At 63.7% G+C, this 22,288-nt stretch carries 19 protein-coding genes and 1 pseudogene; 8 read left to right on the forward strand and 12 right to left on the reverse strand.

Annotated features, from left to right (window positions below):
• Nucleotides 1-24 precede the first annotated feature (24 nt).
• Together BPHY_RS08785 and BPHY_RS08790 are read left to right on the forward strand one after the other, a co-directional pair.
• The gene (locus BPHY_RS08785; RefSeq protein ID WP_012401117.1) at nucleotides 25-1,245 is read left to right on the forward strand and encodes an EmrA/EmrK family multidrug efflux transporter periplasmic adaptor subunit; all 1,221 of its coding nucleotides are present in this window, start codon (nucleotides 25-27) and stop codon (nucleotides 1,243-1,245) included.
• A gap of 38 nt (nucleotides 1,246-1,283) precedes the next feature.
• Nucleotides 1,284-2,849: a DHA2 family efflux MFS transporter permease subunit gene (locus tag BPHY_RS08790; RefSeq protein WP_012401118.1), complete on the forward strand. Its 1,566-nt coding sequence runs from the start codon at nucleotides 1,284-1,286 to the stop codon at nucleotides 2,847-2,849.
• 453 nt (nucleotides 2,850-3,302) lie between these two features.
• Here BPHY_RS08790 and truB read toward each other — a convergent pair whose 3' ends face one another.
• The 9 genes from truB to BPHY_RS08835 form a co-directional block, all read right to left on the reverse strand.
• Nucleotides 3,303-4,232 (reverse strand): tRNA pseudouridine(55) synthase TruB, encoded by a 930-nt coding sequence (gene truB, locus BPHY_RS08795; RefSeq protein WP_012401119.1) that lies wholly within the window; start codon nucleotides 4,230-4,232, stop codon nucleotides 3,303-3,305.
• 23 nt (nucleotides 4,233-4,255) lie between these two features.
• The gene (gene rbfA / locus BPHY_RS08800) at nucleotides 4,256-4,621 is read right to left on the reverse strand and encodes a 30S ribosome-binding factor RbfA (RefSeq protein WP_028367023.1); all 366 of its coding nucleotides are present in this window, start codon (nucleotides 4,619-4,621) and stop codon (nucleotides 4,256-4,258) included.
• Between the two features lie 178 nt (nucleotides 4,622-4,799).
• Nucleotides 4,800-7,697 carry a translation initiation factor IF-2 gene (gene infB, locus BPHY_RS08805; protein ID WP_012401121.1) on the reverse strand — a complete coding sequence of 966 codons (2,898 nt, stop codon included), beginning with the start codon at nucleotides 7,695-7,697 and terminating at the stop codon, nucleotides 4,800-4,802.
• A 96-nt stretch (nucleotides 7,698-7,793) separates the two neighbouring features.
• Nucleotides 7,794-9,269: a transcription termination factor NusA gene (gene nusA, locus BPHY_RS08810; RefSeq protein ID WP_012401122.1), complete on the reverse strand. Its 1,476-nt coding sequence runs from the start codon at nucleotides 9,267-9,269 to the stop codon at nucleotides 7,794-7,796.
• A complete protein-coding gene (gene rimP / locus BPHY_RS08815) occupies nucleotides 9,266-9,724 on the reverse strand; it encodes a ribosome maturation factor RimP (protein ID WP_012401123.1) in 459 nt (152 codons plus the stop codon). Before rimP ends, nusA begins: the two co-directional genes overlap by 4 nt.
• 422 nt (nucleotides 9,725-10,146) lie before the next feature.
• Nucleotides 10,147-11,940: a 23S rRNA pseudouridine(2605) synthase RluB gene (rluB, locus tag BPHY_RS08820; protein WP_012401124.1), complete on the reverse strand. Its 1,794-nt coding sequence runs from the start codon at nucleotides 11,938-11,940 to the stop codon at nucleotides 10,147-10,149.
• A 60-nt stretch (nucleotides 11,941-12,000) separates the two neighbouring features.
• Nucleotides 12,001-13,083 carry an SMC-Scp complex subunit ScpB gene (scpB, locus tag BPHY_RS08825; protein ID WP_012401125.1) on the reverse strand — a complete coding sequence of 361 codons (1,083 nt, stop codon included), beginning with the start codon at nucleotides 13,081-13,083 and terminating at the stop codon, nucleotides 12,001-12,003.
• 310 nt (nucleotides 13,084-13,393) lie between these two features.
• Complete coding sequence (locus tag BPHY_RS08830) at nucleotides 13,394-14,626, reverse strand: pyridoxal phosphate-dependent aminotransferase (protein ID WP_012401126.1); 1,233 nt, start codon at nucleotides 14,624-14,626, stop codon at nucleotides 13,394-13,396.
• A gap of 107 nt (nucleotides 14,627-14,733) precedes the next feature.
• Complete coding sequence (locus tag BPHY_RS08835; protein ID WP_012401127.1) at nucleotides 14,734-15,636, reverse strand: LysR family transcriptional regulator; 903 nt, start codon at nucleotides 15,634-15,636, stop codon at nucleotides 14,734-14,736.
• A gap of 418 nt (nucleotides 15,637-16,054) precedes the next feature.
• On the opposite strand from BPHY_RS08835, the pseudogene BPHY_RS08840 reads away from it, so the two are divergent.
• Together BPHY_RS08840 and BPHY_RS08845 are read left to right on the forward strand one after the other, a co-directional pair.
• Nucleotides 16,055-16,450, forward strand: a pseudogene (locus BPHY_RS08840) (transposase); the annotation flags it as partial.
• Between the two features lie 393 nt (nucleotides 16,451-16,843).
• Nucleotides 16,844-17,113: a hypothetical protein gene (locus BPHY_RS08845; protein ID WP_041763476.1), complete on the forward strand. Its 270-nt coding sequence runs from the start codon at nucleotides 16,844-16,846 to the stop codon at nucleotides 17,111-17,113.
• Between the two features lie 309 nt (nucleotides 17,114-17,422).
• Here the strand turns inward: BPHY_RS08845 and BPHY_RS08850 are convergent, their stop codons facing one another.
• A complete protein-coding gene (locus BPHY_RS08850; protein WP_012401130.1) occupies nucleotides 17,423-17,737 on the reverse strand; it encodes a hypothetical protein in 315 nt (104 codons plus the stop codon).
• A gap of 292 nt (nucleotides 17,738-18,029) precedes the next feature.
• Between BPHY_RS08850 and BPHY_RS08855 the strand changes: the two genes are divergently transcribed.
• From BPHY_RS08855 to BPHY_RS08865, 3 genes are all read left to right on the forward strand, one after another.
• A complete protein-coding gene (locus BPHY_RS08855; protein WP_012401131.1) occupies nucleotides 18,030-18,716 on the forward strand; it encodes a YdcF family protein in 687 nt (228 codons plus the stop codon).
• A 353-nt stretch (nucleotides 18,717-19,069) separates the two neighbouring features.
• Nucleotides 19,070-19,306 (forward strand): hypothetical protein, encoded by a 237-nt coding sequence (locus BPHY_RS08860; RefSeq protein ID WP_012401133.1) that lies wholly within the window; start codon nucleotides 19,070-19,072, stop codon nucleotides 19,304-19,306.
• A gap of 220 nt (nucleotides 19,307-19,526) precedes the next feature.
• Nucleotides 19,527-19,784, forward strand: a complete 258-nt coding sequence (locus BPHY_RS08865) for a hypothetical protein (RefSeq protein ID WP_012401134.1) — start codon at nucleotides 19,527-19,529, stop codon at nucleotides 19,782-19,784.
• Nucleotides 19,785-19,878: 94 nt separating this feature from the next.
• On the opposite strand, the gene BPHY_RS08870 is transcribed toward BPHY_RS08865, so the two are convergent.
• Nucleotides 19,879-20,169 (reverse strand): putative quinol monooxygenase, encoded by a 291-nt coding sequence (locus BPHY_RS08870; protein WP_041763882.1) that lies wholly within the window; start codon nucleotides 20,167-20,169, stop codon nucleotides 19,879-19,881.
• Between the two features lie 328 nt (nucleotides 20,170-20,497).
• Between BPHY_RS08870 and BPHY_RS08875 the strand changes: the two genes are divergently transcribed.
• Complete coding sequence (locus BPHY_RS08875) at nucleotides 20,498-21,772, forward strand: EAL domain-containing protein (protein WP_012401136.1); 1,275 nt, start codon at nucleotides 20,498-20,500, stop codon at nucleotides 21,770-21,772.
• Between the two features lie 20 nt (nucleotides 21,773-21,792).
• On the opposite strand, the gene arfB is transcribed toward BPHY_RS08875, so the two are convergent.
• Nucleotides 21,793-22,200 (reverse strand): alternative ribosome rescue aminoacyl-tRNA hydrolase ArfB, encoded by a 408-nt coding sequence (arfB, locus tag BPHY_RS08880; protein WP_012401137.1) that lies wholly within the window; start codon nucleotides 22,198-22,200, stop codon nucleotides 21,793-21,795.
• Nucleotides 22,201-22,288 lie beyond the last annotated feature (88 nt).

Raw genomic sequence — 22,288 nt, forward strand, 5'->3', positions numbered from 1 at the left:
ACTGACAGAATCCGGAGCATATTCATGAGCACGCCCCAACAACCCGCGAACGCGCAGCCGGCCAGCAACGGCAAACGCAAGCGCATGATGACGCTGCTCGTCATCGTGATCCTGATTGCCGCGATTGCTTACGGCCTCTACTACTTCCTCGTCGCGCGGTTCCATGAGGACACCGACGACGCATACGTGAACGGCAACATCGTCCAGATCACGCCGCAGGTGACGGGCACGGTGATCGCAGTGAACGCGGACGATACCCAGACCGTCAAGGCGGGCGATCCCCTCGTGGTGCTCGATCCGGCGGATTCGCGCATCGCGCTGCAATCGGCGGAAGCGAACCTTGGCCAGGTCGTGCGCCAGGTGCGTGGCCTGTACGCGGACGACAGCCAGTATCAGGCGCAGGTCGCCGTGCGTCAGGCGGATCTGTCGCGCGCTCAGGACGACCTGAAGCGCCGCATGCAGGTTGCGCAGACGGGCGCCGTCTCGCAGGAAGAAATCTCCCACGCTCGCGACGCCGTCAAGAGCGCGCAAGCCGCGCTCGACGCTGCGCAGCAGCAGCTCGCGTCCAACCGTGCGTTGACGGCGAACACGACCATCGCGAGCCATCCGAACGTGCAGGCCGCGGCCGCGCGGGTTCGCGACGCGTATCTGAACAACGCGCGCAATACGCTGCCCGCGCCGGTGACGGGCTATGTCGCGAAACGTTCGGTGCAGGTCGGCCAGCGCGTCGCGCCGGGTAATCCGTTGATGGCGATCGTGCCGCTGAACGCCGTCTGGGTCGATGCGAACTTCAAGGAAGTGCAGCTCAAGCACATGCGCATCGGTCAACCCGTCGAACTGACAGCGGACGTGTACGGTTCATCCGTCAAGTATCGCGGCAAGGTGGTCGGCTTCTCGGCGGGTACGGGCTCGGCGTTTTCGCTGCTGCCGGCGCAGAACGCGACGGGTAACTGGATCAAGGTCGTGCAGCGTCTGCCCGTGCGCATCGCGCTGGATCCGCAGGAACTCGAGAAGCATCCGCTGCGCATCGGCCTGTCGATGCAGGTCGATGTGAGCATCAAGGACGATACGGGCGGCGAGCTCGGCAACGCCGCGAACACGGTCTATCAGACCAATGTCTTCGACAAATACGGCGACCAGGCCGACGCGGAGATCGCCCGCATCATCGCCGAGAACGCCGGTCCGAACGCTGGCCAGCCGCAAAAGGCGGCAAGCGGCGCGAAGACGGCCGCGAAGCTGATGTAAGCACCGTCCATCTGCACCAACCAGGGTTCAAACAATAGATGGCTCAGTCTCAGGCGCAGGCGCCTCATCCGCCGCTCGAAGGCACACAACTGGTAATCGGCACCATAGCGGTGTCGCTCGCCGTCTTCATGAATGTTTTGGACACGTCGATCGCGAACGTATCGATCCCGTCGATCTCCGGCGACCTCGGTGTGTCCTCCGACCAGGGCACGTGGGTGATCACGTCGTTCGCGGTTGCCAACGCGATCTCCGTGCCGCTCACCGGCTGGCTCACCGATCGCATCGGACAGGTGCGGCTGTTCATGGCGTCGATCGTACTGTTCGTGATCTCGTCGTGGATGTGCGGGCTCTCGCCCAACCTGCCCTTCCTGCTCGCTTCGCGGGTGCTGCAGGGCGCAGTGGCCGGCCCGATGATTCCGCTGTCGCAGACGCTGCTGCTCGCGAGCTATCCGCGTGCGAAAGCGCCCATGGCGCTGTCGATGTGGGCGATGACGACGCTCATTGCGCCTGTCGCCGGTCCGATTCTGGGCGGCTGGATCTCGGATAACATTTCCTGGCCGTGGATTTTCTACGTGAATATCCCCGTCGGAATCGTCGCTGCGCTCGCGACATGGGCGATCTTCCGCAACCGCGATTCCGTCATCAAGAAGGCACCGATCGATATCGTCGGCCTCGTGCTCCTGATCACATGGGTCGGCTCGCTCCAGGTGATGCTCGACAAGGGCAAGGATCTCGACTGGTTTTCCTCGACGACGATCGTGGTGCTGGGCCTGACAGCCGTGATCGCGCTCGCGTTCTTTATCGTCTGGGAGCTGACGGACAAGCATCCCGTGGTCGATCTGTCGCTCTTCAAGCTGCGCAACTTCACGGGGGGCACGGTGGCGCTCGCGGTGGGCTATGGCTTGTACTTCGGCAATCTGGTGCTGCTGCCGCTGTGGCTGCAAACGGATATCGGCTACACGGCGACGGATGCGGGTCTGGTGCTCGCGCCTGTCGGGGTGTTCGCGATCATCCTGTCGCCAGTGACGGGCAAGATTCTGCCGCGTACCGATCCGCGGTATATCTCGACGGCGTCGTTCCTGATTTTTGCGCTGGTGTTCTGGATGCGTTCGCGCTACACGACGGGCGTCGACACGTACTCGCTGATGCTGCCGACGCTGATTCAAGGCATCGGAATGGCCGGCTTCTTTATTCCTCTCGTATCGATCACGCTGTCGGGCTTGCCGGGCCATCGTATCCCGGCCGCGTCTGGTCTATCGAACTTCGTGCGCATCATGTGCGGCGGCATTGGCACGTCGATCTTCGAGACCGCATGGGATCACCGCTCGATCCTGCATCATGCGCAGTTGACCGAGCATGCCCACGCCTATAACCCTGTTTTCGATCAGTCGATCACGCAGATGGGCGGCGTCGGATTGAATCAGGCGCAGGCGTATGGCCTGTTCAATTCGATGACGACGCAGCAGGCAGCTCAACTGGGTGTCAACGATCTGTTCTATGTGTCGGCGGGGATCTTTGTCGCGCTGATCGCGTTGATATGGGTGACGCGACCTGAACGCGCTGGTAGCGGAGATTCGGCTGCTGCTGCGTCTGCTGCTCACTGAGGCGCCTTGGCGGCGCGCGGTTCTTCTTTCCGCCGCGCTCCGCGTTGTCTCTCTGGTTTGCTGGCGTATAGGCGCGTTGCCTGCGCCTTGAACAGGCGCATCACCCACTCAGTCGGGCGTATGCAGCACAAGCGGCAGCGAACTGTCTGCGCCGCCAAGGTGGAAGACTGTGTGCAGGCGGCCGCGACGTCAACGCCCACCCGGACCGAAGAGCGGGATTGGTCTCGTAGCAGCGCCGACGAGACAATGCGACAGCCTGCACCCGGTTTGCACCCGGGGCGGCTGTTGCCTTCCTCGTGAGACGGTCCTTGGCGCGGGAGCGTAGTGGGTGGCGCAAATCTCGGACCGCTGGCAACGCACATGGATTCGCGCGTTGTCAGGGCGGAGTGCGGGAACGTTGGAGGCCCGTGGGCAAAGCACGGATGCCGGAGCAAAAAACCGCCCGCCCAGGCGCTAGCTCACGATGAGACGCTCGGGCGCCAGCACACCGTCGGCGGCTTTCGCGACGCCAAGCAGTTTCCCTTTGCTGCCATACACGCGCGTACGAGCAGCCGCCAGCAAAACACCGTCGTCGACAGCAAGATCGGTCAACTTCAACCGTTGGCCATGCAAAAATCGCCGGGTCGCTTCCTCATCCAGTTGAACGGAAGGAAACGTCGACAGCAACGCATCGACAGGCTGCAGCCACGCATCACGCTCGCTTTGCGCCGCATCGGACAACGCGTCCAGCGTCACCGAATTCGCCAGCGTCAACGCCCCGACGCCAGTACGCCGCAACATCACCAGATGTGCCCCGCATCCGAGCGCTTCGCCGATATCCTCGGCCAGCGTACGAACATACGTACCCTTGCTGCACGTCACACGAAAAGTCACATCAGGCAAATCACACGCGATGAGTTCCAGCGCGTGAATCGTCACCTGGCGCCCTTCGCGCTCGACCGTCTGCCCGGCGCGCGCGTACTCGTACAGCGGCTTGCCGCCGCGCTTGAGCGCCGAATACATCGGCGGCACCTGAACGATGTCGCCGCGAAACTGCACGAGCCTCTGCTCGACGGCAGCCTGATCGCATGTCACGTCGCGCGTTTCGATCGCCTCGCCTTCGGCATCGCCCGTCGTCGTGCGAATGCCGAGCCGCATCGTCGCTTCATACGTCTTGTCCGCTTCCAGCAGATCCTGCGAAAACTTCGTTGCTTCGCCGAAGCAGAGCGGCAACAGCCCCGACGCGAGCGGATCGAGCGTGCCCGTGTGCCCCGCCTTCTTCGCAAGATACAGGCGCTTCGCGCGGATCAGCGCGTCGTTACTCGACAGCCCCACAGGCTTGTCGAGCAGCAACACACCATCCAGCGCGCGACGCGGCACCTTGGGACGTTGGTTCTGAGTCATATGTGCGCGTCCCTCGACCAGGGTCAGTCGTCTTTTGCGCGCGAGGCATTCGCCTCGTCGATCAGACGCGACATCTCGACGGCTCGCTCGATGGTCTTGTCGTAATGAAAATGCAGCGTCGGCACCGTGTGGATATGCAGTCGCTTGAACAGGAGATTGTGCAGATGGCCCGCCGCGTGATTGAGCGCATCTTGCGTCTGATGCGGGTCGCCAGTCAGCGTCGTGAAGTAGACCTTCGCGTGCGCATAGTCAGGCGTCAGTTCGACGCTCTGGAACGTGACAATGCCGATACGCGGGTCTTTGACCTCGCGAATCAGTTCGGACAGATCGCGCTGAATCTGATCGGCGATCTGCACGTTACGATTGGGAGATGTACGTTTCTTAGGCATGGTCAATCCGTGATCCGTGCTGCCGGATAGCAAGATGTTCGTCGCGTATCGGCGGCAGCAAGCCACGAAGGAACTCCACACAAAACGCGGCAAACGAGACAAAACAGTCGATACAAAAACAAAGGGGCGGAACCGGGCTTCAGCGCCCGCCCCGCCCCTCATGTGCACGACGCAGGAATTACAGCGTACGCGCGACTTCCGTGACTTCGAAGACTTCGAACTGGTCGCCTTCCATGATGTCGTTGAAGTTCTTCACCGACATACCGCATTCGAAGCCCTGACGCACTTCCTTGACGTCGTCCTTGAAGCGCTTGAGCGAATCGAGTTCACCCGTGTGGATGACGACGTTGTTGCGCAGCACGCGCACCGACGACGTCCGCTTGACCACACCGTCCGTGACCATACAGCCCGCCACTGCGCCGACCTTCGGCACCTTGAAGACCTGACGGACTTCGACCATACCCGTGACGACTTCGCGCTTCTCCGGTGCCAGCATGCCCGACATCGCCGCCTTCACCTCATCCACTGCGTCGTAGATGATGTTGTAGTAACGAATGTCGATGCCGTTGCTTTCCGCCAGCTTGCGAGCCTGCGCATCCGCACGCGTGTTGAAGCCGATGATGACGGCCTTCGACGCCGTCGCCAGGTTGACGTCCGACTCGCTGATGCCACCCACCGCGCTGTGCACAATCTGCACGCGAACTTCATCGTTCGACAGCTTGAGCAGCGACTGCACCAGCGCTTCCTGCGAGCCCTGCACGTCGGCCTTGACAATGAGCGGCAGGTATTGCACTTCGCCTTCGCCCATTTGCTCGAGCATGTTTTCGAGCTTCGCAGCCTGCTGCTTCGCCAGCTTCACGTCGCGGAACTTGCCCTGACGGAACAGTGCGACTTCACGCGCCTTGCGGTCGTCCGGCATGACGATGACTTCTTCACCTGCGGCGGGCACTTCCGACAGACCCTGGATTTCGACCGGGATCGACGGGCCTGCAGCCTTGGTCGGCTTGCCCGTTTCGTCGAGCATCGCGCGCACGCGGCCGTAGGCGCTGCCTGCCAGCACGACGTCGCCGCGATTGAGCGTGCCCGACTGAACGAGGATCGTGGCGACAGGACCCTTACCCTTGTCGAGCTTCGCTTCGATCACGAGGCCCTTCGCCGGTGCTTCGACAGGCGCCTTCAGTTCCAGCACTTCCGCCTGCAGCAGCACGTTTTCGAGCAGATCGTCGATGCCTGCGCCCGTCTTGGCCGAAACCGGGACGAACGGCGAATCGCCACCGTACTCTTCTGGCACGACGCCTTCCGCAACCAGTTCCTGCTTTACGCGTTCCGGGTTCGCTTCCGGCTTGTCGATCTTGTTGATCGCTACGACGAGGGGCACGCCGCCCGCCTTCGCGTGCGAGATCGCTTCCTTCGTCTGTGGCATCACGCCGTCATCCGCTGCGACGACCAGAATGACGATGTCGGTTGCCTTGGCACCGCGTGCACGCATTGCCGTGAACGCTTCGTGACCCGGCGTATCGAGGAACGTGATGACGCCACGCGGCGTCTCGACGTGATAGGCGCCGATGTGCTGCGTGATGCCGCCCGCTTCGCCCGCCGCCACTTTCGCGCGACGGATGTAGTCCAGCAGCGAGGTCTTGCCGTGGTCGACGTGACCCATGACCGTGACAACGGGAGGACGCGGCAGTTGCGGCGCGTCGGAGGCTTCGCCTTCGACCAGCATCGCTTCCGGATCGTCCAGCTTGGCCGCGACGGCATGATGGCCCAGTTCCTCGACGACGATCATCGCCGTTTCCTGGTCGAGCATCTGGTTGATTGTGACCATCTGGCCGAGCTTCATCATCACCTTGATGACTTCCGAAGCCTTCACCGACATCTTGTGTGCCAGGTCGGCAACCGTGATGGTTTCCGGCACGTGCACTTCGCGCACGATCGGCTCGGTCGGCGCCTGGAAGGTCGTCGATTCCTGATGCTTGCCACGACCCTTCGGACCGCCGCGCCAGCCGCGATCGACGCCACCGCTGGTGTCACCGCGCGTCTTGATGCCGCGGCGCTTCGCTGCGTCGTCCTGCCAGCCGCCCTTGCCGCCTGCCTTCTTCTTGTCGCCGCCGGGACCCGCTGGCTGCGTCGTCGCCGCCGGTTGCGCCGCTGCTGCGGGCGCCGGCTTCTTCGCGGCCGGACGGGCCGACGTTTCGCCAGCTGGACGCGCCGGCTTATGCAGCGTGCCCTTCGCTTCCGCGGGCTTCGGCGCTTCGGCCGGCTTCGGCGGCGGTTCCGGCGCCTTCACCTGCGCCTTGCGCGGCGTGTTCATCATCTCGCGGATCGCGCGTGCCTCGGCTTCCGCCTTGGCGCGGCGCTTCGCGATTTCCTCCTGTTCGAGGCGGGCCTTTTCGGCCTGCTCCCGTGCCGCGTCTTCGGCCTTCTTCGCCGCTTCACGCTGCGCAGCACGTTCCGCCGCCGCGCGCTCTTCGTCCTGCGATGCGCGTTCCTGCTCGGCCTGCTCGCGCGCCGCCGCGGCTGCTTCGGCCACAGCCGCTGCGCGCTTCTTAGCCGCTTCCTCTTCGGCGCGACGACGCTCGGCCTCGGCAGCCTGTTCGCGCGCCTGACGCTCGGCCTCTTCGCGGGCGAGCTGCTCCTGGCGAGCTTTCAGTTCTTGCGCCTGCTTCTCGAGCAGTTCTGCCTCGTGACGCGCTTCTTCCTCGCGACGCTGCAGTTCGAGATCTTCCGCTGCTTCCTGACCATTGCCCGTTGCTTCCGCTGCCTGCTCGGCAGCCTCGTCGCGGCGGACGAACGTGCGCTTCTTGCGCACCTCGACCTGAATGGTACGAGCTTTACCCGTCGCGTCGGACTGCTTGATCTCCGACGTATGCCGCTTGGTCAGCGTGATCTTGCGCTTGTCAGCATCGTTCGAGCCGTGCGACCTGCGCAAGTGGTCGAGCAGACGCGCCTTGTCCGTCTCGGACAAAGCATCGTCTTCACTCGCTTTCTGGACGCCCGCCGCCTGCAGCTGCTCGAGCAGCACGCCTGCAGGCATTTTCAGTTCTGCGGCAAATTGGGCTACGTTGTTACTCGCCATTCATTCCTCTTAATGCAAGGACCGATTCCTTGCGGTTAGCATCGGGTCATGCAGCCTTACGGCCGCGATCAGGTCAGTGGTTCATGGTCGTGGATCTCATTGAAACCAGTGTTCACGGGCCTTCATAATCAACGCCTTGGCGGCGTCCTCAGTCACGCCGGTCATCTCGACCAGCTCGTCGACAGCCAGTTCAGCCAGGTCGTCGCGCGTCTGGATCTGATGTTCAGCCAGCTTCGCGAGCAGCTCGGCATCCATGCCGTCGAGGCTCTTCAGGTCGAGCGCAACGCCTTCGACCTTCTCCTCGTTCGCAATCGCCATCGTCAACAACGCATCACGCGCGCGGTTGCGCAGTTCGTGAACGGTGTCTTCGTCGAATGCTTCGATTTCCAGCATCTCGTTGAGCGGCACGTAGGCGATCTCTTCGAGACTCGTGAAACCTTCGTCGATCAGGATGTCGGCGACTTCTTCGTCGACATCGAGACGCGCCATGAACAGGTCGCGCAGTACGCCGCGTTCCTGGTTCTGCTTTTGTGCAGACTCGTCCGGCGTCATGATGTTGATCTGCCAGCCGGTAAGCTCGCTGGCAAGACGCACGTTCTGGCCACTGCGGCCGATAGCGACGGCCAGTTCGCTTTCGTCGACGACGACGTCCATCGAATGCTTTTCTTCATCGACGACGATCGACTGGACAGCTGCCGGCGCGAGCGCGCCGATCACAAACTGGGCGGGATCTTCCGACCATAGCACGATGTCGACGTTTTCGCCACCGAGCTCATTGCGCACGGCCTGCACGCGCGAACCGCGAATGCCGACGCAGGTGCCGATGGGGTCGATACGCTTGTCATAAGCGACAACGCCGATCTTCGCCCGCACGCCGGGATCGCGTGCTGCCGCCTTGATTTCCAGCAGGCCTTGTTCGATTTCCGGCACTTCCATTTCGAAGAGCTTCATCAGGAACTCGGGCGCCGTCCGCGACAACTCGATCTGCGGACCGCGCGCGGTGCGATCGACCTTCGCGATGTAGGCGCGCACACGGTCGCCGACGCGCAGGTTTTCCTTCGGAATCAGCTGATCGCGGCGCAGCAGCGCTTCGACACGGCCCGATTCGACAATGAAGTTGCCCTTGTCGAGACGCTTGACGGTACCCGTCATGATGCTTTCGCCGCGCTCGAGGAAGTCGTTCAGGATCTGCTCGCGTTCTGCGTCGCGCACCTTCTGCAGGATCACCTGCTTGGCAGCCTGCGCGCCGATACGGCCGAATTCGATGGACGGAACAGGTTCTTCCAGGAAGTCGTCGATCTGCGCGTCGGCCTTCTGCTCGCGCGCTTCGAACAACAGGATTTCCTGATCGGGCTCCTGCAGGCCTGCTTCGTCGGGCACGACTTTCCAGCGACGGAAGGTTTCGTGCTCGCCGCTCTCACGGTCGATATGAACGCGGATGTCCGCGTCTTCGTCGAAGAGTTTCTTGGATGCAGACGCGAGCGCTGCCTCGAGCGCGGCAAACACCACGTCCTTGTCGACATTTTTTTCGCGTGCCAGCGCATCCACCAGCATCAACACTTCGCGACTCATTGTTTGCGGCTCCTAAAGTCAACTTTCGGAACGAGGCGTGCCTTGTCTATATCCGCGAGCGTGAAATCCAGCATCGCGGCGCCTTCCTTCCCTTCAAATTCCAGACCGATCGTTTCGCCTTCGGGCGCATGCAGGATGCCCCGGTACGATTTCCGTCCGTCCAATGGCTTTTTCAATGTGATCACCGCCTCGCTGCCCGCGAAGCGTTCGAAATCCGCCAGTTTTTTCAGCGGGCGATCGAGACCTGGCGACGATACTTCAAGGCGCTCGTAATCGATGTTTTCGACCGTCAGTACGTGCTGGAGCTGACGGGTAACTTTTTCGCAGTCTTCGATCGCGATGCCGGCGGGCTGGTCGATATAAATGCACAGCATGCCGCGCCCGGTGCGCTCGAGATCGACGAGCTCGTACCCCAAGCCCACGACCGTGGTTTCAATCAGTTCCGTCAGTTGCACGTTGCCCTCTAAGATGTTCGCGCTGCAAGCCTTTGCGATACACCCAAGGGTTGCGCGCCAAGCCGGCGCACGTTCGTGCTACCCGAGATGCCGATCCACCCAAGAACTGAGCGGCAAAAAAAAATGGGCGAAACGCCCATCATCTTATTGCCGGTGGTCGCACCTGAGCCGCACATAAAACCGCACGCCCAGCGACTTTGTGATTGTAGCCATTTTTCACGACAAACGCAAACCGCCAGCCAGCGGCCCAAGCTCATTTGCGATGGAATTCACCGCAATCAAGGCTTGAAACAGGCCATTTCGTGCAGTCTGGCGCAGTCTGCGAGAGATGGTTCGCTGGCGGATGCGCAAGACAATCTCCGATGCGCGCGATGCAGTCGAACTCGGCGGCGGCTACGGGCGCCGCCGCCGCTTCGTGACGATCAGCGTCCGCGGGAACGGTTGCGCTGCGCGCCGCCGCTGCGATTGCCGCCAGCGTTCGGATTGCCGCCCGCGCGATTGCCGTTGCCCGCGCGGTTGCCGTTTTGCGCGCGATTACCAGCGCCGCCACCGCCACGCTTCGCATTACCGCCGCCTGCGGCCGCACGGTTGCCCGACGGCGCCCGATTGCCGTCGACATCGCGGCCACCCCGGCCGCCACGGCCTTCGCCGCGGTTGCCGTTCGTATTGCCGAAGCCGCCGCCCAAGCCGGTGTTCAGCGCGCCGAATGCGCCTGCGCCCTTGCCGCCGCGGCGACCAGGACCGCCGCCGCGTGGCTGCTGCTGGTCGAAACGGCCATGCGACATCAGCACGGGTTCGCGATTGATGAAGCCCATCGAGGTCTGCATCGGATCCGGTTGACGGCGCTCGGGCTCGCCACGGCGACCGGCGCCCTTCTCTTCTGCCGGCGCCTTCAAACCCACCGACGCCATCAGGCTGCGCACCTGGTTGTCCTCGAGCTCTTCCCAGCGCCCACGCTTCAGACCGCGCGGCAGCGCGATCGGGCCGTGACGCGTACGGATCAGCCGGCTCACCATCAGGCCGACCGCTTCGAACATGCGGCGCACTTCGCGGTTACGACCTTCGGCGAGCGCGACGTGATACCAGTGGTTCGTCCCTTCGCCGCCGCCGTCGCGGATGCGCAGGAAGTTCGCCGGACCGTCGTCGAGTTCGACGCCGTGCAACAGTTTCTGCCGGTTGCCTTCCGTCAGCTCGCCGACCACGCGCACCGCATATTCGCGTTCGACGCTGTAACGCGGATGCATGAACCGGTTCGCCAGATCGCCCGACGTCGTCAGCATCAGCAGACCTTCCGTATTGAAGTCGAGACGACCGACGGCAAGCCATTTCGCCGTCTTCATCGGCGGCAGCTTGTCGAACACGGACGGACGGCCTTCCGGATCGGCATGGCTGACGATTTCGCCCGTCGGCTTGTGATACAGCAGCACGCGCGGCGGCTTGCTCTGCAGCTTGCGCTTGATCGGCTTGCCATTGATGCGTACGAGGTCGGTAGGCAGGATGCGCTGACCGATGTGCGCCGGCTCGCCGTTCACCGACACGCGACCCGCGACGATCAGCTCTTCCATGTCGCGACGCGAGCCCATGCCGGCGTCGGCGAGCACCTTGTGCAGCTTGGGCGCGTCGTCGTCCGGCGACAGAACGCGCTTAGGCGCGGCGGGACGGCCGCGGCGCAGCATCGGCGCGCGCACACCGCCCGTTGCCGAGTTGTCGGCGTCGAAGGCGGGCGACGTCACATAGGCGAACAGGTCGTCCTGCTTGTCGCCTTCGGTGGCTGCAGGCGCGGCATCGCCGGCCGCATTGCCGCGGCCCTTGCGCTGGCCGCCCTGGCGAGCCCCCGGTTGACCGCTTTGGCCACCCTGCTTGCCGCCGGCACGACGGCCGCCCTGGCCTTGCGCCTTCGCGCCCGCGTCCTTGCGCGGCGCGCGCATGGGCGCGACGACTTCGCCGTCGGGCGGCGCTTCCGTCACGGCGGGCGCCGGCTGCGTAGTCTCGGCATCGGCCGTCTTTGCCTTTGCCCCCGCGCGGCGACGCGCGATCAGGCTACGCGGACCACGGCGCAGGCCGCGGCGGGGGCGCTCGTCGCCCTCGGTGTCCGGCGCTTGCCCGGTCCGCTCGGTATCGCCCGCTGACGCTTTCGCGTTGCGCGTTTCGTCGGGGCGCGCAGCAGCGACGGCGCGCTCGGATTCGGACGAATCGGTGTCGTGGATGTCTGTCAAAACAACCTCAAAATGTCAGGTCGCGCGCCCATTGCGGGCGCGTCAAAAAGTACGGTTACGTCAGGCGCTGCGCGACTCGGCTTCGTCGTCGGAGAATTCGCCCGCGTCCTGAGCGGTATCGCGGCGATCTTGACGATCGTCGTGCACCGCTTGACTCTGGTCTGTTCCGGCCGGGTTCGCGTGAGCCGCGTGTCCGGTCTCGTTATGCAGTTTGCGCGTGTCTTCGAGTGGGTCTTTGGACTGCGCGTCGGAACCGGCTTCTTGAGCCGCTCCCGTTTCATGCGTCGCCTCATCGACGATGCGGTGTTCGGTGTGCACCAACGTTTCCTCGCGCCCGATGCCGGCTTCGGCATGCTCGGGCACGGACGCCGGTGACGCAGCGTACGTGTCAGCATCGGCCGACGGCGCCTCGTTCGCATGCTCATCAGTCTGCGACGGACGTTGCATGTCGTCGCCCGGCGGGGGCGTATCTGCCGCGACGGGCGGCGACGCCTCACCGTCCGACCCAGCATGAGCCATGCCTTCGTCGACGCCGCCACCCACTTCGGCAACGAGGCCTTCGGCATCGGTCGCCGCCGCGTCCGAAAACTCGATCGCGTGCTGTGCGAGCAGATCCATGTTCGACTGCGCCGACGGATCGTCGAGCGGCGGCAGGTCTTCGAGCGACTTCAGGCCGAGGTCGTCGAGGAACGAGCGCGTCGTGGCGTACAACGCCGGGCGGCCCGGCACGTCGCGATGTCCGATCACTTCGATCCAGCCGCGGTCTTCGAGCTGCTTCACAACCTGCGTATTCACGGTCACGCCGCGAATTTCTTCGATATCGCCGCGCGTAACGGGTTGCCGGTACGCGATGATCGCGAGCGTCTCGAGCACCGCCCGCGAATACTTCGGCGGCTTCTCGGGATGCAGACGGTCGAGATACGTGCGCATCGCGGGCTTGCTCTGGAAGCGCCAGCCAGACGCCAGCCCGACAAGCTCGACACCGCGTCCGGACCAATCCTGCTTCAGGTCTTCAAGCAACGTGCGGACAGTATCCGCCGATACGCCGTCAGCAAAGAGCTTACGCAAATCACCGAGCTTCAACGGCTCCTGCGCGCAGATCAAGGCAGTCTCGAGGACGATCTTCGCCTCTTGGGTATTCATGCAGCTAGGTCAGACCCTGTGGTCAAAGAACCGGATCAAACAGACGATATGGAACTGAAGACGCGCTCGCCCGATTCTGATCGGTCATATTGATGGGAGCACGCACCGGGGGGAGGCGAAAAAGGCATCGAGCCAAACCCAGCCGGACGACGGAGCAGCGAAATTCCGCGAGGGAACCGCGTGACTGGCTGCCATATTACGCAAAAACAATCGGTGCGTAAAGACGAAAACCAGACTGCACCTTAAACGATATTTCGAGCCCAGCATAACGACCCGGCGCGCCGCGGGTTCGGGCGCGCCTGGACCTGCGCTAGCTTTGCCCGGCGCCTTGCCGCTCGAGCCAGGCTTGCAGCCGCTCGACGCCGGCATCGAGGCGCGCCGGATCGCACGCGTAACACCAGCGCACGAAGCCCTCGCCCTCCGTGCCGAACGCGCTGCCCGGCGCGAGCCCGAGCCGCGCGTCGCGCACCAGCGCCTTGCACAGTTCGAGACTGCGCGATGCGCCCGGCAACGAGAAGAACACATACATCGCGCCCGGCGGTGCCTTCACGTCGACACCGGGCACGGCCGACAGCGACCGCACCAGATGGTCGCGCGACGCCCGCAGATCGCCGACCAGCTCGCGTGTCAACGCCTCGCCCTGCTCAAGCGCCGCGATCCCGGCCTGCTGCACGAACGCTGGCGAACAGGACGTGTTGTATTCGACGAGCTTGCCGAGATCGTCCATCAGCGCGGCGGGCGCGACAATCCAGCCGAGCCGCCAGCCCGTCATCAGCCATGCCTTCGAGAAAGAATTGACGCAGATCACGCGCTCGTCGCGCGCGGCGAGATCGAGGAACGACGGCGCGGTTTCGCCCGCCGCGCCCGCGTAATACAGGCGCTCGTAGACTTCGTCGGCGACGATCCAGATGCCGTGCCGCCGGCAATGCTCGAGCACGGCGCGCTGCTCGTCGCGTGTCATCACCCAGCCGGTCGGGTTGTTCGGCGAGTTGATCATCAGCAGCTTCGTGTCCGGCGTGAGCGCGGCGAGCAGCCGCTGCAGATCGAGCTGCCAGCCTCCAGCACCGTAGACGAGCGGCACGGTGTCGACGTGCGCGCCGAGGATCTTCGGAATCTCGACGAGATTCGGCCACAGAGGCGTCACGGCGACCACCCGGTCGCCCGCACCGACGACGAGCTGCGCCGCCAGCATCAGCGCGTTGACGCCCGCGCTCGTCACGGCAACGTGATCGGCGGACGTGGCGCCGTGCAACGCGCTGACGTACCGGGCCAGCGTGTCGCGCAGCGGCGCGATACCGAGGTTATGCGTATAAAACGTCGCGCCCAGCGCAAGTGCGGCGCTCGCGGCGTCGCGGATGAACGTCGGCGTGACGCGGTCCGATTCGCCGAACCAGAACGGCAGCACGTCCGGAAGGCCGAAGCCGGCGTTCGCCACTTCGCGGATTTGCGACGGCCGCAGCGAGCGCACCGCGTCGCGCGCATGTGCCGTCAAAGGGAATGAGGTGTCAGGGATCGGAGACTGGGGCAAGTCCGTGTCGCGCATCGAGGGTCCGGGCGGGTCTGTCGAAAGATGCGAGTGTAACTTCTCACCCTTTGTTTCACCCTTGGAAGCGGCGCAAACGACGCACGCACAACAAACGCCAGGCGACGTCAGCGCAGATCCTCAGTCCGGCCCGGCACCTGATGGATCAGGTTCCACACGGCATCGGCGGCGGGCGACAGCGAGCGGTCGCGCCGCCGTACCAGTTCGACCGTGCGCTCGGCACGCGGCACGAGCGGCCGCGCGACCAGCGATGACCCGGCAGGCAGCGGCAGCGCAAGCCACGGCAATATGCTCACGCCCACGCCAGCCTGCACCAGCCCGAACACCGTCGACGGATGGCCGAGTTCCTGCACGACATGGGCCCTGACGCCGTGCTCTTCCAGCGCGGCATCGATGATCGGCCGACTGCCCGATGCCTGATCCAGCATCACGAGGCGCTCGTCGTCCAGCTCACGCCACGCAATTTCGGCGCGCCGCGCGAGCGGATGGTCATCGCGCGATACAAGGCAGAACGAGTCGGTCATCAGCGGCTCCGTGAACAGATCGTCGGCGGCAAGCGGGCCGATCACGACACCGAAGTCCACTTCGCCCGACTTCACCTTGCGCACCACGTCGCTCTGCACGTCGTCGCGCAAGCCGAGCGCGATGTACGGAAACTGCTGGCTGCACGCGGTGACGATATTTGGCATCAAGCGGCACGCGATAGTCGGGCTCGCCGCCACCATCACGCGACCGCGCCGCTGCTCGCCGATTTCGCGGATCTCGCGCAGGGCATCGTCGAGGTCCACGAGCAGCCGCGACACGCTCGCGACCAGATTGCCGCCCACGTCCGTCAGCTGGACTTCTCGCGTAGTCCGATCGATCAGCTTGAGGCCGATTTCCGCTTCCAGTTCGCGCACGCAGCGGCTGACGGCCGACTGCGTCAGGCCGATCTCGCTGCCCGCGCGGCTGAAACTCTGCAGCCGCGCCACCTCGATGAAGACGCGCAATTGGCGCAGCGTCACATTCATCCCTTGCCCTCATGAATGATGTCGTTTGATGCATATGTTAGGCCCTCTACCGCATTTGCGCATCGTGCCGACAGCTTCGCTGCGACGCAGCAAAAAAGCGCAGACGCACGCGGGGCGGGCCTCGTTGCACAAGATTGGTGATTGTCCCGATTTGCGTGATGCGTTTTTTGGATTCTCATACGGGCCAGGCTAACGCCCGTAACGGCTTGATGCGGCGGGGCTTCGAGGCGGTTGAGCGAAACATGGCACGCTTCGTGCATTTGCCTTGGCACAAGAGTCGGCGCCGATTCGGACCAGTGAAAAAAGGTTCGGCACGGCATAGGCCGACTCTCCGCCGGCGCCCGATAGGATTCGGGCGCGTGAAGAGTGCGCAGCGCGGGGCAGCGCACCGGAGTTAGCTTCGCTGAGGTGAAACATGATGGTGTTCGACGATTTGAGAGACAACGAGTGGGCGCTGGTGGAGGCGTTGTTCTGTGCAGAGCCGGCACGGAGCGAACGCCGTGGTCGACCACGCGTCGAAGCTCGCGCGGTAGTCAACGCCGTGTTGTGGGTTTTGTCGACGGGCGAGGGCTGGTCCAAGCTGCCGGGCCGTTATCCGTCGCCCCCGACGTGCCGTCGTCGTTTCGACGAATGGCAGGCCGACGGCACGCTGGCTGAGATAGTCAAACGGCTCGGCACGAGCGGCCGCGAGATTTCGCTGCGCGGGCGCATCGGCGCAACGGCGGCCAAACCGCCCGCACCGCCGAGCCGCGACCGTCTGCGCGGCGCGTTCTGGACCAATCCGGAATCGTGGCGGGCGCCCGTCAAGATGGCCTGACCATGCACTCTACGCTTCCGGGCGCCCAAGGGCGCCCGGCGCGTTTTTGAGGCCGGCAACCGCCCGGCCCACTTTCCCGCCTCGTGCATTTGCCTCGTTCCTTCGCAGGCACGATGACATGGTTCGCATGCACCGGCGGGCGCTGCAACCCACTCTCTCTTCCACCGTTACGGGCACAGGCATCGCCATCGTGACGGGCACGTGCGTCCCCCTTGCGGCGCCCTGTCTTTCCGGTCTGGAGCCTTCGTCCACAAGCCTTTATATCGTTGCATATCGATCGTGACGTGACGAAACATCCATTTACTTTTATTTACAGCATGCTTTCGCAATGCGGCATACCGTATGAGTATGCAAACAAGCCCGTCCCGCCCGGCTTGTCGGGAACCGATCATGAGGCCAATGTCACTGCATGTGTGCGGCTTGGTCGTTTCATTGCTCGCCGCAACTGCAACCGCGCAACAGCGCCCGCAAGGCTGGAACTGGAGGCCGGAGCAACCGGCCACGCTGCAAGCCTGGCAACAGGCTGAAACGCGCAATCAGGGATTCACGCCGCCCGCGCCGCGCGGCGATCTACGTGGGGACATCGCGAGCAACGTGCGCGCGCGTCCCGATGGGCAGCGCGACGACGCCTCCCAACGGCGAGCGACGGACTCCCACTGAATGCATCGGATATTGCCCTGACACAGGCGCTACTCGGCGATGTCGACGAAGAGGTTCGATGTCGGGAACCAGCGGGCATCTCGGCAGTCTCACTAATGCCATTAAGCACAGCGTGGCAGAAGTAATTCCGGTATGCCCGTATCCTCGCGATACGGGCTTTTTTTCGTCCATGGCACCGCGCCCGTGCTGGCTTCCGGAGAAAATGTAAAAGCCGGGAATTGGCGGCGAAACGCCCTCGACGCGCCTTGGACGACGCGTTGTCGCGCGCAACACTGTTCTCGCGTGCGCGCGTGCTGCAAGAACCGGCGCCTAGACAGCGGCGGCCCGCTCCCCGGCGACTGCGCCGGAAAAAACGTAATGATGCATACGGCGCGCGTCCCAGTCGAGGGAACGCTCGTCGCGCGAAAGCCGCGCGAACTCGGCGCGGCCGCGTTCGGTCAGCACCGCGATGTCCACAGGAGCATGGAAACCCGGCGCAGGAGCGACCGTCCGTTGACGAACGGTGTCCATCATGCCAAGCGAACGCAGAAATTCGAAAACGCCTGGGCGCTTCGCCCACGGCACCTGACGGTATTGCGCTCGTCGTAGCGCCTCTAGTACTGCTTCGTTGGAATAAGCGGTCATCTCACTTCTTTCTTAAAGTGCAGCCATGACTTATTTGTTCGCGACACAATGGCGCGTCGGCTGACGCGCGCGTGGCGGACGGGACGCAAAATTCACGCGTGTCCGCCAAAGCTGGCATTGGCCGCCGTTTATTTCGGCCCCCGTGTGAACGCCGTGCTAGCGTTCTGCTTCCAGCTGGCGGCGATGCGCCCTGATGGCGCGATGATCCGCTCGCGGAAATGTCCGAATACCATACGTTACCCCAATAAAATTGATTCTCTTAACTTTATTGCTGCTTTTTTTTGCAGCTTTCATGCTGCTGCGCAACGCCCGCACGCTGATCGGCACGACGACCATCGTGCTTTTCTGGGCGGTCGGCGCAGGCTGGCTCGCCCAGCCTTTGCTCGATCTTGCCCAGCGCGGCGCGCCGCCCGGCGGACAAACGGTTGCTCCCGCAACCTACGCGGCCCACACGGCCATCGTGCTGCTCGGCACAGGGACAGTGCATCGCGACGGCAAACTGGTCCCGCCGAGAGATGCGATCGCCCGCATCGCGATGAGCGCCGACCTGTACGCACGCTGCAAGCAGGTCAGTTCCGTGTGTCATGTGATCGTCAGCGGCGGCAACCCGCAAGAGCACGAGGCGACGGAAGCGGACACCTACCTGCCCTATCTTCTGCGCGAAGAAGTGCCGCGCGGCGACATCATTCTCGAGAACCGCAGCATGACAACGTACGAAAACGCGCGCAACGTCGCTGCCATTCTGCCGGACGGATATTACGGTTCGTTGATGCTCGTCACGTCCGCCTATCAGATGCCGCGCGCACTGCTGAACTTCCACCGTTTCGGGATGAACCCGCTGCCCGTCGTGTCGAATACCCGGCACGCCAAACGCGGCGTGCTGCCGCGTCGGGAGAATTTCTTCGATGCAGAGATCGCGCTGCACGAGCTGGTCGGCATCGCGCAGTTCCATGTGTATCGGCAGATCGGCTGGTTCTGATCGCGCGGCCCTCTTCCCCACTTGCTTAGGTCTCCCACCGATTCGCGCACGGCTGCATCTTCATCGGCATCGAAGCGCGCTGCACACCGACCGCGGACAGCTGCGCGTCACGCCAAAGCGGGAAAATCTGACTTCCCGCGACACGCGCACCAAAGCGCACAGCAACGAGCTTCGTGCGCGACGGCTTGTACGGCGCCGATCCGTCGCAGCAACGCCTGAATGTAACGAGAAGTAACCGTATGTGAATTCTGTTACAGAACGCGCGCTGGACTAAACATTGCTCGCTAGAATGCACTGTCGTTCCATTGGACAGGCCATACTCGGGTCCATAACCACTCTCTACGGAGGCAACGATGAAGAAAGTGTCCCTGGCAATCCTGGTTTCCTTTTCGGCACTGACGGGCGCCGCGTACGCGCAACAGGATCAAGGCGTGAGAATGAGCACCGATCCGGCCAAGGCCGCCGACGTCGAGCAACGCGCGCAAGAACTGCAGAACCGGCAGCAGGCAATGGAAAGCGCACCGCCGCCCGCACCGATGAAGCATCACAAGGGCATGCACCACAAGAAGCCCGCCGAGCCTGCGCAATAAGCGGGTAGCGCGAGCACCGCACCTCGGGTGCGGACAGGGCAAACAAGCCGAAGCCGTTCAATACGGCCTCGGCTTTTTTGTTTGCGCCAGCGGATATCCCATACAAAACGGATACAAAAGACAGGCGAACGGCATCTCGCAGGATGCCCGTCGACGTTATGCTAAAGTCGCGCACCGACGAATCGACCCCAACCCGTGCGCCCCTGGTGCGGAGGACAGAATGAGCAACATCCAGCTTGACATCGAATGGACTGAAGCAGCATCCCGCAAGATCGAAAAACTCATGCCGCGCGGCAATCAGGATGCGTTCCTCGCGCTACCGCCCGTCGAATGTCTGCCGATGGAAGGCGACGTGCTGTTTCTCGGACCGGCCGGCAAGCAGCAGCCGTTCATCGTCGCCGAGCGCCAGTATCATCACGACGGCGAGGCCGACTGGACCATCATCCTGATCCTCGACGTGCCGCAAGCGACGCACTGACTGCGATCACGCGCGTTATCCGGGGCCCGGCCGCCATATTGCCGGGCCTTGCTGCTTCTGGAGCAGCAGGCTTGCCGGGCTGCTGCTCGTCGCGCTAAGCGATCTTCGATACGACGCGTATCTCCGAGGCCTCGACCCAGTCGGCGGACGCCTTCGCATACGCGTCGAGATGCGCGGATTTCGCGTGTGCCGCCAACGCCTCCTCGCTTTCCCAACGCTCGAAGAACACAAACCGGCGCGGCTCGTGAAGGTCGCGATGCAGGTCGTACTGCAACGCGCCGCGCTCCCTGAGCGTCGGCGCGACGAGCCCCTCCAGCGCGACACGCAACCGCTCTTCATGTCCCGGCTTCGCCACCGAGATTGCCACCACTGCGATCTCCGACACGCCACACTCCCCATTTTCGAAAACCAGCAGCATAGCGCCGCTGCCATAAACGCGCCGCCAATCTGCGCCAACATACAGTCAGAACTGCGCAGACTCTTGGCGCGGTCTGTGATTACCCGAACATTCGAATTGCATACGAACTGCTAGACTGATTTCGATGAACTAAGCTGCAAGACGAGTTGCACCACCGAGCGGAGTCGCGCGTGAAAGGCATCGATCTGATCGCCTTCGGGCCCGACCTCCATTGCGCCGATGCTGGACAGGCCTGCCGCCGGCATGCCGCTGCATCCGGGCGAGCGCCGCACGCTGCATAGGACAATCTGCCGTCATGCCTAACGTCGACGATACGACGCTCACCGGCCTTCTGCAGCACATGGTGCAGGACGAGGCCGGATGGGCTGCGCCGTGGCGAACCATTACCTTGCGCAGCGTTTTCCAGCCGGTCGTCTCCGTGACGCATCAGCGCGTGGTCGGCTATGAGGCGTTGCTGCGCGCCTTCGATCCCGTCGGCCATCCCATCTCGCCCGCCGTACTGTTCTCGGGCACCCGCTCGACAGGCGAGGCGCGCGCGCTCGATCGTCTCGCGCGCTGCCTGCATGTAGCGAACTTCATGGCGCAAGGCATCGCGACGGGATGGCTGTTCCTGAACACGCGTCCGCAGGTATTCGAAACGGGCTGGCCGCAGCGCCCGTTCATCGACGAACTGTCGGAGCATTTCGGACTGCCGCAGGAACGCATCGTGATCGAAGTGCTCGAGCAGCCGGCCGATGATGAATCGGCCGTCGCCAGCATGCTCGCCGCATCCCAGCCGCGAGAATTCCTGATCGCCATCGACGACTTCGGCACCGGCTTTTCTAACTTCGACCGCGTGTGGCGCTTCCGGCCGGACATCGTGAAACTCGACCGCTCGCTGGTGGCGCGCGCCGGCCGCCAGGACAACGATAATTCGCTGATCGCTCATCTGATCAACATGCTGCATCAATCGGGCACGCTGGTGCTGGCGGAAGGCGTCGAAACGGAAAACGAACTGATGACGTTGATGCAGGCCGACGTCGATTTCGTCCAGGGTTACTGGTTCGGCCAACCGAAGGGCTCGATCCAGGCGGCGAGCGCGCGCGTGCCCGAGCTGCTCGAACAGATGTGGACACGTTTCGAGAGCTACGAGCAAACGCATTCGCGCTATCAGCGGCCCGGCTTCGAGGGCTTTACGGAAGCCGTGCTCGCGGGCGCGTCGCTGTATATGCAGACAGGCGATCTCGAACAAGCCGCGAAGCCTGTCTTCCTCGTGCCCGATGCGCGCCGCGTCTTCGTGCTGAACGATCGCGGCGAACAGCTGGCGCCGTCGATCACCGCGCGCGGCACGCCGCCTCCCCCTGCCCGCCTCGCACCGCTCTTGCCCGACACGCACAACAACTGGTCGCGGCGCGCATATTTCAAGCACGCGCTCGCCGCGCCGGGCCGTGTCGCGATGATGGGGCCGCACTGTTCGCTGATGGACGGCCAGGATTGCTACACGGCCGCCGTGACCGTCGAGCGCAACGGTCAGACGCATGTGTTTTGCGTCGATTTCCTACCCGAAATGCGCAACGCAAGCACCGTGTGACGCACCGCGGATGCGCCGCGCTAGTCGTGGTCGACGCGCTGCCGCCCCGACTTCACATCGCTGCGCCTAGCCTTGCTTTCGAGCCGCCGTTCTTTCGACGCACGCGTCGGCCGTGTGGCCACGCGCGCCTTGCGAGTCACGCTGACGCTGTCGATCAGCGCATCGAGCCGCGCCAGCGCCGCCGCGCGGTTCATCTCCTGGGTCCGGTATTCTTGCGCCTTGATGACGACGATGCCGTCGCGCGTGATCCGATGGTCGCTCATCGCGAGCAATCGCATCTTCAGCACGTCGGGCAGTGACGACGCGCGGACGTCGAAGCGCAGATGAATCGCGCTCGACACCTTGTTGACGTTCTGCCCGCCCGCGCCCTGTGCGCGCACGGCCGTGAGCTCGATTTCGCCCGGCGGGATCGGATAACGTGAAGTCATGTCGAAGATTCGTGCGATGAACGGCAAGTGTAACCGGGTAAGGCGTGCCGGATGCACGGCGTGTGAGATTTCGCACGGCCGCCGGTGC

The organism is Paraburkholderia phymatum STM815 (assembly GCF_000020045.1).
In the GTDB taxonomy this organism is placed as follows: domain Bacteria; phylum Pseudomonadota; class Gammaproteobacteria; order Burkholderiales; family Burkholderiaceae; genus Paraburkholderia; species Paraburkholderia phymatum.

Coding starts and splice junctions, on each gene's coding strand:
- BPHY_RS08830 (WP_012401126.1), bottom strand. CDS start 14,626: ATGCGCGACACGGACTTGCCCCAGTCTCCGATCCCTGACACCTCATTC.
- truB (WP_012401119.1), bottom strand. CDS start 4,232: ATGACTCAGAACCAACGTCCCAAGGTGCCGCGTCGCGCGCTGGATGGT.
- infB (WP_012401121.1), bottom strand. CDS start 7,697: ATGGCGAGTAACAACGTAGCCCAATTTGCCGCAGAACTGAAAATGCCT.
- rbfA (WP_028367023.1), bottom strand. CDS start 4,621: ATGCCTAAGAAACGTACATCTCCCAATCGTAACGTGCAGATCGCCGAT.
- BPHY_RS08860 (WP_012401133.1), top strand. CDS start 19,070: ATGAAGAAAGTGTCCCTGGCAATCCTGGTTTCCTTTTCGGCACTGACG.
- BPHY_RS08875 (WP_012401136.1), top strand. CDS start 20,498: ATGCCTAACGTCGACGATACGACGCTCACCGGCCTTCTGCAGCACATG.
- BPHY_RS08785 (WP_012401117.1), top strand. CDS start 25: ATGAGCACGCCCCAACAACCCGCGAACGCGCAGCCGGCCAGCAACGGC.
- BPHY_RS08835 (WP_012401127.1), bottom strand. CDS start 15,636: ATGAATGTGACGCTGCGCCAATTGCGCGTCTTCATCGAGGTGGCGCGG.
- scpB (WP_012401125.1), bottom strand. CDS start 13,083: ATGAATACCCAAGAGGCGAAGATCGTCCTCGAGACTGCCTTGATCTGC.
- BPHY_RS08855 (WP_012401131.1), top strand. CDS start 18,030: ATGCTGCTGCGCAACGCCCGCACGCTGATCGGCACGACGACCATCGTG.
- BPHY_RS08850 (WP_012401130.1), bottom strand. CDS start 17,737: ATGACCGCTTATTCCAACGAAGCAGTACTAGAGGCGCTACGACGAGCG.
- nusA (WP_012401122.1), bottom strand. CDS start 9,269: ATGAGTCGCGAAGTGTTGATGCTGGTGGATGCGCTGGCACGCGAAAAA.
- BPHY_RS08865 (WP_012401134.1), top strand. CDS start 19,527: ATGAGCAACATCCAGCTTGACATCGAATGGACTGAAGCAGCATCCCGC.
- BPHY_RS08790 (WP_012401118.1), top strand. CDS start 1,284: ATGGCTCAGTCTCAGGCGCAGGCGCCTCATCCGCCGCTCGAAGGCACA.
- arfB (WP_012401137.1), bottom strand. CDS start 22,200: ATGACTTCACGTTATCCGATCCCGCCGGGCGAAATCGAGCTCACGGCC.
- BPHY_RS08845 (WP_041763476.1), top strand. CDS start 16,844: ATGAGGCCAATGTCACTGCATGTGTGCGGCTTGGTCGTTTCATTGCTC.